Origin of the sequence: Mycobacterium colombiense (genome assembly GCF_001953985.1) — a bacterium.
GTDB lineage: Bacteria > Actinomycetota > Actinomycetes > Mycobacteriales > Mycobacteriaceae > Mycobacterium > Mycobacterium colombiense_B.
In genome coordinates, this window is sequence record NZ_MBEI01000031.1 from 25213 (window position 1) to 37864 (window position 12652).

Here is a 12652-nt window from a genome sequence, read left to right on the forward strand (position 1 = left end):
CCGTGGACGACACGGGCGCAGGTCCAGTACTAATCCTGGGCGGCCGCAGCGAGATCGGGATCGAGCTGGCGCGACTCCTCGCGCCCGGCGCGACGGTGGTGCTGGCCGCCCGCAACGCCGACCAGCTCGCTGAGCAGGTCAACGCGCTCAAAGCCGCAGGCGCCACGGCGGTCGATACCCGGGAATTCGACGCCGACGACCTGGCCTCGCACGGCCCGCTGGTCGCCTCGATCGTCGCCGACCACGGTCCCATCGGCACCGCGGTGCTGGCGTTCGGCATCCTGGGCGACCAGTCGCGCGCCGAAACCGACGCCGCGCACGCGATCGCCGTCGTCCACACCGACTACCTCGCCCAGGTCAGCCTGCTCACCCATCTGGCCACGACGATGCGCAAAGCGGACACTGGCCGGCTGGTGGTGTTCTCCTCGATCGCCGGCGCGCGCGTGCGCCGCGCCAACTATGTCTACGGCTCGGCCAAGGCAGGCCTGGACGGCTTCGCCAGCGGCCTGGCCGACGCGCTGCACGGCACCGGGGTCCGGCTGCTGATCGCCCGGCCGGGATTCGTCATCGGCCGCATGACGGAGGGCATGTCGCCTGCACCGCTGCCCAGCACGCCCGCGCAGGTGGCCGCCGCGACCGCGCGTGCGCTCGCGAAGGGCCGCCGCACCGTGTGGATCCCGTGGGCGCTGGGCCCCGCGGCGGCGGTGATGCGACTGCTGCCGCAGTTCATCTGGCGCAGGATGCCGCGATGATCCGCGCTGGTGACGATGCAGAGCGAAGCGATGCGGAGGAGCGGCGCTCATGATCATCGTGGTCGGTATCGGCGCCGACGGCATGACCGGGCTCGGCGAGGCGTCTATCGCCGAACTCCGCAGGGCCGCAGTCATTTACGGCTCTAAGCGGCAACTCGACCTGCTCGACGACACCGTGCGCGCGCCCCGGCGGCAGTGGCCGTCGCCGATGTTGCCGGCGCTGCAAAGGTTGCTCGACGAACACACCGGTGACGTGCACGTGGTGGCCAGCGGCGATCCGCTGCTGCACGGCATCGGGGGCACCCTGATCCGCCTGCACGGCCGCGACAACGTCAGGGTCCTGCCGCACGTGTCGTCGGTGACGCTGGCGTGCGCGCGGATGGGCTGGAACGTCCACGAGACCGAGGTGATCAGCCTGGTCACCGCGCCCCCGCGCACCGCGGTGCGTCGCGGTGGCAAGGCGATCGTGCTGGCGCAAAGCAAGTCCACACCAACGGAACTCGCCGCACTGCTCACCGCCCATGGCCGCGGCGATTCGGAGTTCACCGTTCTCGAACGACTCGGCGCCCCGGACGAGCACCGCCGCCACGGCACCGCCCGCGACTGGGCCGAGGACGCAGGCCTCGACGACCTCAACGTGATTGCCGTGCGGTACCTGCCCGACGAACGCGTGTCACCGCTGCCCGACGATGCCTTCACCCACGACGGGCAGATCACCAAACAAGGCATCCGCGCGGTGACGCTGGCCGCCCTGGCGCCGCGCCCGGGGGAGCGATTGTGGGACGTCGGCGCGGGCTCGGGCAGCATCAGCGTGGAATGGTGCCTGAACGGAAGAGGTTGCAGCGCAGTGGTATTCGAAAGCAACGAAGAACGCCGGCGCAACCTCGAAGTCAATGCCGCGGCCTTCGGGGTCAGCATCGATGTGCGTGGCGAGGCCCCCGGCGCGTTCGACGGCGCCGAGCCGCCGTCGGCGATCTTCATCGGCGGCGGACTGACTCAACCCGGCCTGTTCGACGCCTGCTGGGCCAACCTGCCCGCCGGCGGGCGACTCGTCGCCAACGTGGTCACCACCGAGTCCGAAGCCGTTCTGACACAAGAACATCAGCGCCTGGGCGGTCAGCTGCGACGCTTCCAGCACTATCACGGCGAGCCGCTGGGCGCCTTCACCGGCTGGCGCCCGCAGTATCCCGTCACCCAGTGGGCGGTGACCAAATGACGGTGTATTTCATCGGCGCGGGGCCGGGAGCGGCCGACCTCATCACCGTGCGCGGCCAGCGGCTCCTGCAAAACTGCCGGGTGTGCCTGTATGCCGGCTCGATCATGCCCGACGACCTGCTGGCGTTATGCCCGCCGGACGCGAAAGTGGTTGACACCGGCCCGCTGACGTTGGAGCAGATCGTCGCCGAGCTAAGCGAGGCGCACGCCGCCGGCCTGGACGTGGCGCGGCTGCATTCGGGTGATCCGTCGCTCTACAGCGCGCTGGCCGAGCAATGCCGGCGGCTCGACTCGCTGGGCATCGACTACGAAATCGTGCCCGGCGTACCGGCTTTCGCCGCCGCGGCGGCCGCGCTGAAGCGTGAGCTCACCGTTCCCGGGGTGGCGCAGACCGTGACGCTGAGCAGGGTGGCGACCCTGTCGACGGCCATGCCGCCCGGCGAAGACCTGAAGACCCTTGCCCAAACGGGCGGGACCCTCGTCCTGCATCTGGCCGCTGCCCAGATCGACGCCATCGTCCCGCAGCTTCTCGAAAGCGGCTATCAACCCGAAACACCGGCAGCCGTCGTGGCTTTCGCGAGCTGGCCGCAGGAGGCGGTGCTGCGCGGCACCCTCGCGGACATCGCCGGGCAGATGCATCGGGCCGACATCACCAAGACCGCCGTCATCGTCGTCGGCGACGCACTGACCGCCGGCGGATTCACCGACAGCTACCTGTATTCGACCGGGCGCGCCCGGGGCAGCAGGCATTGATGCGCGTCCTGCTGCTCGGCGGCACCGGCGAGGCCCGCGCCCTGGCGAAAGCCCTGCACCCGCGCGTCGACATCGTCAGCTCCCTGGCCGGGCGCGTGCCGGATCCGGCCTTGCCGGTCGGCCCGGTGCGCATCGGCGGCTTCGGCGGCGTCGACGGGTTACGACGCTGGCTGCAAGACGAACGCATCGACGCCGTCGTCGACGCCACCCACCCGTTCGCGGCGACCATGACGGCGAACGCCGCCGCCGCATGCACCGACTTGCGGATCCCGCACCTGATCCTGGCCCGCCCCGCGTGGGATCCGGGCACCGCCATTGTCGTCGACTCGGACGCTGACGCCGCCGAAACCGTTGCCCGGCAAGGCTATTCGCGGGTGTTTCTCACCACCGGACGCTCGGGCGTGCGGGCCTTCGCCGGCAGCGACGCATGGTTTCTGATCAGGGCGGTCACCGACCCCGACGCGTCCGCGCTGCCGCGTCATCACCGGGTGCTGCTGTCCCGCGGGCCGTACGGCTACGACGACGAGTTCGCGCTGCTGCGCGACCACCGCATCGACGCGCTGGTCACCAAGAACAGCGGCGGGGACATGACCCGCGCAAAGCTGGATGCCGCGGCGGCGCTGGGCGTTGCGGTGGTGATGGTGGCGCGGCCGCCGCTACCCGCCGGGGTGTTGACCGTCGGCACGGTGGCCGAGGCCGCCGAATGGGTTGGCGCGCTAGCCGGTTAGGTCGCCGCGCTCGCCATCGGCCAGCAGCGCGTCGCGGGCGCGCGCAACGCGGGAGCGGATGGTGCCCACCGGGCAGCCGCAGACCGCGGCGGCGTCCGCGTAGGGCAGGCCGAGCAGCTGGGTGAGCAGAAGCGCTTCGCGCTGTTCGGCATTGAGGTTGGCGATCATCGTCGTCACCTCGACCAGGTCCTCGAATCCGCGGGCGTGGCGGTCGCCGCGCACCACGTGTTCGGGATCGGCGCCCGCGGCGGCGCGGGGCCGCGATTGCAGGTGGCGGATGTGGTCGGCCACGACGCGGCGCGCGATCGACAGCAGCCAGGTTCGCGCACTCGAGCGCCCGGAAAACCGTTCGATGGCGCCGATGGCGCGCAGGAAAGTCTCTTGGGTCAGATCGTCGGCGTTGCCCGTATCCGATAGGTAGGCGACGAACCGCCACACGTCTTGCTGGGTGGCTTTGATGAACGACTCGAGCGCTCGGGAGTTTCCGCGTGCGGCTGACAACGCGAGCTCGGTTACGGCCTCGTCGTCGCTCAGCGCGGTCATGCCCAACCACCTTTGTTGTGCGAGTTTTCCGATTCTACGACGGCTCGTCGTAGAGGACGCGCTGGGGTCGAACGCCGCGTGGTTGATGGGCCGCAGGTGCCCGCGCCGCCGACCACTGGGTGAGTCCGCCGCCCAGGCGGGGAAGTCGGCGTCGTCCGAGGCATCGGAACCACGCCGTCGGTGCGAGCCCACCCGTTCCCGCGCCACCAACAAGGCGAACGCCAGACCCAGCAACAGTGGCATGTGGCTGGCGATGCGGGTCGCGGTGACGTTGCCGTCGAAGGCGTCGACGATCACATAACCCAGCAGCGCAACGGAATACACACCGGTGATCGCGGCCACCCCGGACGCGGAGGCGGGCCACACGCCGGCGGCGATCATGGCCAGGCCCAGCGCCAGCAACCAGGCCGTCGACTCGTGCATCAGGTGCTCGCCGGACATCGCGCCGTGCATGTGACCGGACACCATGCCGAAATCGATTCCGCTGATTTGGGCGGCGGCAATGGCCACTTGGAAAAGGCCGACGGCGATCAGGCCCCACCGCCGGTAGTGCGACCGCAGCCAGCGCATCCGGGCCTGATGGCCGGTGGGCTGCTCGCCGATGCTGGCCATGATTTTCTCGACCAGATCGGGTCCGTCGCCGGGAGTCACCGAGGCCAGCCGGCGCGTCTGCACCGCCGCCCCGATCAGCCAGGAGCGGCAGCTGCGGCAGGATTCGAGATGGGCGTCGACTTGCTGCGCGAGCACCTGGGGGCGCTCGCCGTCCAATCGAGCCGACAGCGCTTCGCGCGCAATCTCACACCGCATCCCTGCATCGTTGCGCATGGCCCGGCCGCGCGCAAAGACTCGCGTGATTTGGCGCCAGACGAAATCGCCGGGAACTTATTCGCGCCGACAACCGACCTCTGATCGAACGCATCGCCCAGCCCATCCAAAGTTCACCGAAGAGGTATTCGTGCTGTTGCCTGAAGGCCCCCGACGATGACCGCCCCGATCTGGATCGCGTTTCCGCCCGAAGTGCACTCGACGCTGCTCAGCAGCGGCCCCGGCCCCGCGCCGCTGCTGGCCGCCGCTACAACATGGTCGTCGCTGAGCACCGACTATGCGACCGCGTCCGCCGAGCTCAGCGGAGTGCTTGGCGCCGTGCAGGCGGGTTCGTGGGACGGGCCCAGCGCGGACCAGTACGTGGCCGCGCACGCCCCCTACCAGGCCTGGCTGCTGGAGAGCGCGGCCAAGAGCGCGACGGCCGCAGCCCTGCACGAGACTGCGGCCACCGCCTACACCACCGCGCTGGCCGCCATGCCGACTCTCGGCGAGCTCGCAGCCAATCACGCCGTGCACGGGACGCTGGTCGCCACGAACTTCTTCGGGATCAACACCATTCCGATCGCCGTCAATGAGGCCGACTACGCGCGCATGTGGGTGCAGGCCGCCACGACGATGACCACCTACCAGGCCGTCAGCGCATCCGCCCTGGCTGCGGTCCCGGCGACGACGCCCGCGCCGACGATCGTGGCGCCGGGTGCGGAGGCGGGCACCGCCGGTGTCGCGGCGGTACAGGCGGCCGCGGTGGCCCCGGCGGCGGCTTCCGGCTCCAATCTCAACAATGCGGATACCTCGAGTGCCCAGCAGCAGGCGACGACGCAGACCTATCCGTCCTGGATGGACCAGCTCACCCAGTGGCTGCAGCAGTACACCCAGAACTTCGCGTGGCCGGTGTCCAAGGACCTCAACCCCGGCGGGTGGCCCTTCCCGCCGGTGCCGTGGGTCAACAGTCTCGCCTCATTCTTCGGGCAGCTCGGCCTGTCGCCGGCCCTGTCGACCGCGTTGGGCTGGGCCATCTTCCACACCCTGATGATCTTCTGGCCGTTCATCCAGCTCGCGATTCAGATGGCGGTGGTGCTCGCACCGGTCGTCGTCGCCGCCATCGGCGCTGCAGCGGCGGGCGGGGTGGCGGCCGCGGTCACCGCGATCAGCGTCGCGGTCCCGCTTTCGACGCCAGCGCCGTTGCCGGCCGTCGCGGCAGCGCCCGCACCGGTGGTCGCTCCGGCGCCGACGATCGCCAGCGCGCCCGTCAGTGTGAGCCACGTGCCGACACCGTCCACCGCCCCCGCGACGACGGTCGCCGGCTCGGCCGGCGGCGGACCGGTCGGTGGGGGACCCGGCGTCGGCTTCGGTCCGACGGCGACCGACGGCATCGGAGCGAACGTGTCCAATGCCCTTTATGCCGTGGGGCTTTCGGGACTGTCGGCGCGGGGCAGCGCGAGCAGCCGGTCGCGACGTAAGTCGGAGGAACCGTCGTCCGACGACGTCGACGCACCCGCCGGCGCGGCCGCGGCCGCCGCGGCCAAGAAGAAGGCCAGGGCCCGCCGGCGTCGCGGCGGCACCGCCACCGAGCGCGCGTACCGCTACGAATACATGGACCTGGACGACGGTGTGGACCCAACCGGTGACGCCGAAGACCCTTACGCCGCAAGCCCTTCCCAGGACAGTGCCGGACCGCTCGGATTCGCCGGTGCCGCAGCCAAATCCGATGCCGCGCAAGCCACCGGTTTGGTGACGTTGACCCGTGACGGGTTGAGCGACGGCCCCACCGTGCCGATGATGCCGAGCACCTGGGACCGCGACTAGCCCTGATAGCGCCGCGGCGTGAAGACCCGGTCGGTGGAATCGTGTGAGTACCACTGGGTTTGCGACGACCCGACGATCAGCAGGCAACGCATGTCGATCTCGCCGGGATTCAGATCGGCCAGCCTGACCACGCGGACGTCTTCGTCGGCGCCGGAGACGTTGCGGCCGATCACCACCGGGGTGCCGGGTTCGCGATGGGCCAGCAAGATGTCGCGCATCGCGCCGACCTGCCAGGTTCGCGTCTTGGAGGCCGGGTTGTAGATGGCCAGTACCAGGTCGGCGGCCGCGGCGGCCTGCAGCCGCGTGGAGATCACCTCCCACGGCTTGAGGCGGTCGGACAGCGAGATCACCGCGTAGTCGTGGCCCAGCGGGGCGCCGACCCGGCTGGCCACCGCCTGGGCGGCGGTCATCGCCGGAATCACCCGGACCTGCACTCCCGGCCATTCTTTGGCCTCTTCCAGCACCGCGGTCGCCATCGCGAACACACCCGGGTCGCCCGAGGACACCACCGCCACGGCGCGGCCCTGCTCGGCCAGCGCGCAGGCCAGCCTGGCCCGTTCGGGCTCGTCGCGGTTGTCGCTGGGATGACGCTGCTGCCCGTCGCGGGCCGGGACGCGGTCCAGGTAGCCGCCGTAGCCGATCAGGTCGGTCGCCGCGGCCAACTCGCGCCGGGTCTGCGGCGTCATCCAATCCATGTCGCCGGGACCCAGGCCCACCACCGTGACGCTGCCGGCGGCGGGCGCGCGCCGGCCTCGCTGCCCGCCCGGCAGGATGGCCAGCGAGAAGTACGGGACGCCGGCCGCGTCGACGTCGACGGCGGGCAGGATGCGTTGCGTGGCGGTGCTGGCCCGCTCCACGTAAAACGCGTCGTCGAGCTGTCCCGACGCCGAAAGCGCCTCCCGCACAGCGTGATACGAACGCCCGAGCTTGAGCACGACGGCGGCGTCGGCGTCGGCGAGCCGACGGGTCAGCTCTTCGACCGGCAAGGTGCCCGGCAGCACCGACAGCACCTCGTCGCCGGCCACCAACGGTGTCGCGATGGCCGCCGAGGCGGCGCTCACCGACGTCACGCCGGGCACGATGACCGCGTCGAACCGCTCCGTGAGCCGGGTGTGTAGGTGCATGTAGGAGCTGTAGAACAGCGGATCGCCCTCGGCCAGCAGGGCGACATTGCGACCGGCGTCGAGGTGCGCCGCGATGCGCTCGGTGGCCTCGACGTAGAAGTCCTCGATGGCGCCGGCATAGCCGCCGGGATGGTCGGTCGTCTCGGTGGTGACGGGGTAGACCAGGTGCTCTTCGATCTGACCGGGCCGCAGATAGGGTTCGGCGATACCGCGCGCGATGCTGCGGCCGTGCCGGGCGCTGTGATAGGCCACCACGTCGGCCTCGGCGATCACCCGGGCGGCTTTGACGGTCACCAATTCCGGGTCGCCGGGCCCCAGCCCGACGCCCCACAGGGTGCCTTGTGCGGTCACTCGCGATCGCTCGCGATCGCATTGACGGCGGCGGCGGCCATGGCACTGCCGCCGCGACGGCCCCGCACCACCAGATACGACGTTCCGCGCGGGTTCTCGATGAGCTCCTGTTTGGACTGCGCCGACCCGACGAAACCCACCGGCCCGCCCAACACCCCGGCCGGCGGCGCCAACCCGTCATCGATCAGTTCGAGCAGCCGGAACAGCGCGGTCGGGGCGTTGCCGATCGCCAGCACCGCGCCGGGCAGCCGGTCCGCCCACAGCTCCACCCCGGCCGCCGAGCGCGTGGTCTGCCGGCGAGCGGCCAGCTCGGCCGCCCGGGGATCGGCCACCAGGGACACCACCTCGTTGTCGGCCGGCAGCCGTGCGGCGGTGATCCCGGCGGCCACCATCGACGAATCGCACAGCACGTGAGCGCCGCCGCGCAGGGCCGCGCCGACGCGGTCGACGACGTCGTCGGTGAACGCGACGTGCTCGGCGACGTCGACCTGGCCGCAGGTGTGGATCAATCGGACGACCACCCGTGCCACGTCGGCGGGGAATCGCGCCAAATCGGCTTCGGCGCGGATCGTCGCGAACGACTGGCGATAGATCTCCGCCGCGTCGCGGATGTAGTCGAGCACCCGCCCACTTTAAGGCTCACCCACGCGGCGACCCGCCGCACCCGGCTACAGCCGCCGGTAGCCGTCCGGGGTAGCCACCAGCACCTCACCGGCGAGGGGACTGCCGCACGCCCGGTCGCAGCCGACGAAGTGCCGGTGCACCGTCGAGTCGGGATCCAGCGATCGCGCGGCGTCGGCCCGCACGTCGGCGGCCGAGCGCGCGCAGCCGGGGCTGCCGGTGCAGGCGCTGACGGTCAGCCAGGGGGAGTTTTCGTCGAACACCAGGCCCAGGGGCGCCAGCACCCGCAGCGCGGTGTCGGCCACCTCTTCACTGAGGTCACATACCAGCACCGAGCGCCACGGCGTGATCACCAGCGGCGCCTCGATCGCAGCCAGGTACTCCGCGACGCGCGCCGGCAGCACACCCAGCGGCACCGCGGCGCCCAGCGTCACCTGCCCGTCGTCCTGGCCGATCCAGCCCACCGGCGCCTTGGTGACGGCCGCAAAGAAGGTGGCGCGTGATTCGGCGCCGGGTAGCAGCCGCCGCACGTCGTCCAATTCCTGGACGCGCCAAGCGGTTCCGCGAATATCGACGAACCGCGTAGCGAGGGTGATCAGCGTCTCGATCACCTCGCCGGCCGCCAGCCGGACACCGGTGTCACGTCCGGCAAGTAACAGCGCACAGCCGTCGGTGAACGCGTGCACCCCGACGTCGGCACGCAGCCCCGAGACGTCGGCGCGTCCGTCGTCCAGGCTGAACCAGAACCGGCCGCCCAGCTCGGCGAGCCTGGGCTCGGCGCACAGCGCGGCATCGAGCTCGCCGACCCAGCGCCGGACGTCGAGGTTTCCTCCGGAGCGCCCCGACAGCGGTGAGGCCACGATGTTGCGGACCCGCTCGTGCGTCCTTGACGGCAACAGGCCCGCGGCCGCGAGCGTCTCGCCCACCGCGGTCACGTCGGTCAGCCCGCGCAACTGCACGTTGCCCCGGGCGGTCAGCTCGAGCGTTCCCGACCCTGACTGGTTACTGACGGCGGCCAGCGTGGCCAGCTGGGCGGCGGTGATCATGCCGCCGGGCAGCCGGATCCGGGCCAAGGCGCCATCGGCCGCCTGGTGCACCTGCAGCGCACCCGGGCATGCGTCGGTGTCGCGCGTCCTGGCCACCCGTCCACGGTACGGCCCCCGCCGAAGACGACGACCGGGATTGCCTTCAGCCAGACGTAAACCCTTACCCGAGCCCCCGGCGCGCCATAGCGTCGGCACAGTGAGCATTGCCACCGCGCTCGACGCTGCGCCGAGCAAGCCGGGCAGCGCCCCAGCCGGCGGGCCGAGCGGATTATGGGCGCGCCGCAAATGGGAAGTCGTGCGCGTCGCGTCGCCACTGGCGCTGCTGGCGCTGTGGCAGCTGGGAAGCGCGCTCGGCGTGATTCCCGTCGACGTGCTCCCGGCCCCCTCCTTGATTCTCGAGGCCGGCGTCGAGTTGACCCGCAACGGCCAGCTCGCCGACGCGCTGCACATCTCCACCGTCCGCGTTGTAGAGGGTCTGCTGCTGGGCGGGATCATCGGGATCGTGGCGGGCGCGGCGGTCGGCCTGTCCCGCTGGGTCGAATCGACCGTGGACCCGCCGATGCAGATGATCCGGGCACTGCCGCACCTTGGGCTGATCCCGCTGTTCATCCTGTGGTTCGGAATCGGCGAGCTGCCAAAGGTGTTGCTCGTCGCCCTGGGCGTGGTCTTCCCGCTCTACCTCAACACCTTTTCGGCGATCCGGCAGGTCGACCCCAAGATGCTGGAAACCGCTCAGGTGCTGGGCTTTTCGTTCTCTCAGCGGTTCACCCGGATCATCGTGCCCAGCACGGCGCCACAGGTGCTGGTCGGTTTTCGCCAATCGCTGGCCATCGCGTGGCTGACCTTGATCGTCGCCGAGCAGATCAACGCCGACAAGGGAATCGGCTTCCTGATCAACAACGCCCGTGATTTTCTGCGAATCGACATCATCATCTTCGGGCTGACCATCTACGCGCTGTTGGGCATCGTCACCGACGCGCTCGTCCGACTCATCGAACGCCGCACGCTGCGGTACCGACACTGAAAGGTCCAGGCTTGACACTCATCGTGGAATCGGCCGCCGCCACCCGAGGGCGGACGGACATCGCCGGCGAGCTGCGCCACGTCGACAAGTGGTACGGAAACCGGCAGGTGCTCAACGACGTTTCGGTGCGGGTGCGACGCGGCGAGATCGTCGCGCTGGTCGGGCGCAGCGGCTCGGGCAAATCGACGGTGCTGCGGGTGCTCGCCGGGCTCTCGGATGACCACAGCGGGCAGCGCGTGGTGGCCGGCGCCCCGGCGCTGGCCTTCCAGGAGCCGCGCCTGTTCCCGTGGCGCGATGTGCGGACCAACGTCGGTTACGGCCTCACCCGCACCCGCCTCCCGCGGGCGCAAGTCCGCGATCGCGCCGACCGGGCGCTGGCCGACGTCGGTCTGGCCGACCATGCCTGGGCATGGCCGCTGACCCTGTCGGGCGGTCAGGCGCAACGGGTTTCGCTGGCCCGCGCGCTGGTGGCCGAGCCACAACTGCTGCTGCTCGACGAACCGTTCGGTGCGCTGGACGCGCTGACAAGGCTGACCATGCACACCCTGCTGCTGGATCTGTGGCGCCGACACGGGTTCGGGGTGTTGCTGATCACCCATGACGTCGACGAAGCGGTCGCGCTCGCCGATCGTGTGCTGGTGCTCGAGGAAGGCCGCGTCGTGCACACGCTGACCATCGAGGAGCCCCGCCGCGCACCCGGCGATCCCGGTGCCCACACCGAGCGGCATCGCGCGGAGCTGCTGGATCGTCTTGGTGTGCGGCTTTGAGGCGGGGTTTCGTCGCGCTGGCCGCGGTGCTCGTATTCCTATTGGCCGGATGCGTCTCGCGCACAGCAAGTTTGGGGTCCAAGCCGCCGCCGGCCGCGGTGCCGCTGTCGGAGCTGTCCGGGCTCACCCTGCAGGTCGGGGATCAGAAGGGTGGCACCGAAGCCCTGCTGCGCGCCGCCGGGCAGCTGGACAACCTGCCCTACCGCGTCGCGTTCTCGACGTTCACCTCCGGGCCGCCGCAAGTCGAGGCGGCCACCGCCGGCAAGATCGACTTCGCGATCACGGGTAACACGCCGCCGATCTTCGGGGCCGCCAGCAACGCGAAGATCAAGGCGGTCTCCGCATACGGCGGCGGCGGGGCCGGCAATCGCGTTCTGGTGCATGCCGATTCGCCCATCACGTCGGTCTCCGAGCTGCGTGGTAAGGCGATCGCCGTCGCCAAGGGCAGCTCATCGCACGCCAACCTGCTGGCCCAGCTGGACAAGGCCGGGCTCAAACCCGCCGAGGTGAAGTTCGTGTTCCTGCAGCCCGCCGATGCGCTGTCGGCGTTCAGCCAGCACCAGGCCGACGCCTGGGCCATCTGGGATCCCTATACGGCCCAGGCCGAACAGCAGATCCCGGTGCGCAGCATCGCCGAGGCGCAGGGCGTCACCAACGGCGACTGGGTGGGTGTCGCATCCGACCAGGCGCTGGATGACCCGAAACGTAACACCGCGCTGTCCGACCTGCTGGTACGTTTCGAGAAGGCCGTGCAGTGGGCCAGGGCTCATCCCCAAGAATGGGCCCAAGACTATTCCGCCGCAGTAGGATTGGATGCCCGCGCGGCGGCGGTCGCGGCTAACCGCAGCCTGCGGTTACCGACCGAACTCGGTGACGACGTGGTCGCATCGGAACAGAAGCTGGCCGATTTGTTCGCGGCCGCAGGCCAGCTCGCGTCGGCGCCCAGGTTTGCCAACTGGGTCGACCGTCGATTCAATGAGGCGCTGCGACAAGGCCTCGCCAGCTGATCTGAGGAGCTATGGCGGCAAAGTTTTGCTGCTTCGACGAATTCATCCTGTCGGGCTATCCGCATCTGGAAGAGGCCTACTGGTTCGCCG

General features: G+C 70.4%; 12 protein-coding genes and 1 pseudogene. 8 read left to right on the top strand and 5 right to left on the bottom strand.

Going from position 1 to position 12652, the window contains the following annotated elements:
* Nucleotides 1–2: 2 nt before the first annotated feature.
* The 4 genes from A5732_RS06140 to A5732_RS06155 are packed head-to-tail and all read left to right on the top strand — an operon-like array spanning nt 3 to nt 3448.
* A complete protein-coding gene (locus A5732_RS06140; RefSeq protein ID WP_076101475.1) occupies nt 3–752 on the top strand; it encodes an SDR family NAD(P)-dependent oxidoreductase in 750 nt (249 codons plus the stop codon).
* 49 nt (nt 753–801) lie between these two features.
* Entirely contained in the window at nt 802–1968 is a 1167-nt protein-coding gene (gene cbiE / locus A5732_RS06145) for a precorrin-6y C5,15-methyltransferase (decarboxylating) subunit CbiE (RefSeq protein ID WP_076101478.1), read from the top strand.
* Nucleotides 1965–2720 carry a precorrin-4 C(11)-methyltransferase gene (gene cobM / locus A5732_RS06150; protein WP_076056633.1) on the top strand — a complete coding sequence of 252 codons (756 nt, stop codon included), beginning with the start codon at nt 1965–1967 and terminating at the stop codon, nt 2718–2720. Before cbiE ends, cobM begins: the two co-directional genes overlap by 4 nt.
* Nucleotides 2717–3448, top strand: a complete 732-nt coding sequence (locus tag A5732_RS06155) for a cobalt-precorrin-6A reductase (protein WP_171974968.1) — start codon at nt 2717–2719, stop codon at nt 3446–3448. Before cobM ends, A5732_RS06155 begins: the two co-directional genes overlap by 4 nt.
* On the opposite strand, the gene sigC is transcribed toward A5732_RS06155, so the two are convergent.
* Together sigC and A5732_RS27710 are read right to left on the bottom strand one after the other, a co-directional pair.
* Entirely contained in the window at nt 3437–3991 is a 555-nt protein-coding gene (gene sigC / locus A5732_RS27535) for an RNA polymerase sigma factor SigC (RefSeq protein WP_231121020.1), read from the bottom strand. The genes A5732_RS06155 and sigC overlap by 12 nt on opposite strands.
* Nucleotides 3992–4105: 114 nt before the next feature.
* Nucleotides 4106–4816, bottom strand: a pseudogene (locus A5732_RS27710) (DUF2275 domain-containing protein); the annotation flags it as partial.
* Nucleotides 4817–4972: 156 nt separating this feature from the next.
* Here A5732_RS27710 and A5732_RS06165 point away from each other — a divergent pair.
* Nucleotides 4973–6622, top strand: a complete 1650-nt coding sequence (locus A5732_RS06165; RefSeq protein WP_076101487.1) for a PPE domain-containing protein — start codon at nt 4973–4975, stop codon at nt 6620–6622.
* Here A5732_RS06165 and A5732_RS06170 read toward each other — a convergent pair.
* From A5732_RS06170 to cobG, 3 genes are read right to left on the bottom strand one after another with little or no spacing between them, the layout of a single operon-like run.
* Nucleotides 6619–8097: a precorrin-2 C(20)-methyltransferase gene (locus A5732_RS06170; protein WP_076101491.1), complete on the bottom strand. Its 1479-nt coding sequence runs from the start codon at nt 8095–8097 to the stop codon at nt 6619–6621. The genes A5732_RS06165 and A5732_RS06170 overlap by 4 nt on opposite strands.
* Complete coding sequence (locus A5732_RS06175; protein ID WP_076101493.1) at nt 8094–8720, bottom strand: precorrin-8X methylmutase; 627 nt, start codon at nt 8718–8720, stop codon at nt 8094–8096. Before A5732_RS06175 ends, A5732_RS06170 begins: the two co-directional genes overlap by 4 nt.
* Before the next feature lie 45 nt (nt 8721–8765).
* On the bottom strand, nt 8766–9860 hold the full coding sequence (gene cobG / locus A5732_RS06180) for a precorrin-3B synthase (protein WP_076101495.1): 1095 nt from the start codon (nt 9858–9860) through the stop codon (nt 8766–8768).
* Between the two features lie 100 nt (nt 9861–9960).
* Between cobG and A5732_RS06185 the strand changes: the two genes are divergently transcribed.
* Genes A5732_RS06185 through A5732_RS06195 form a run of 3 tightly spaced genes read left to right on the top strand, consistent with a single transcriptional unit; the run spans nt 9961 to nt 12562 of the window.
* Nucleotides 9961–10788, top strand: a complete 828-nt coding sequence (locus A5732_RS06185) for an ABC transporter permease (RefSeq protein ID WP_076101498.1) — start codon at nt 9961–9963, stop codon at nt 10786–10788.
* A gap of 11 nt (nt 10789–10799) precedes the next feature.
* Nucleotides 10800–11555, top strand: a complete 756-nt coding sequence (locus tag A5732_RS06190; protein WP_076056550.1) for an ABC transporter ATP-binding protein — start codon at nt 10800–10802, stop codon at nt 11553–11555.
* Nucleotides 11552–12562, top strand: a complete 1011-nt coding sequence (locus A5732_RS06195; RefSeq protein ID WP_076056548.1) for an ABC transporter substrate-binding protein — start codon at nt 11552–11554, stop codon at nt 12560–12562. The genes A5732_RS06190 and A5732_RS06195 overlap by 4 nt, the downstream gene beginning before the upstream one ends.
* Nucleotides 12563–12652 lie beyond the last annotated feature (90 nt).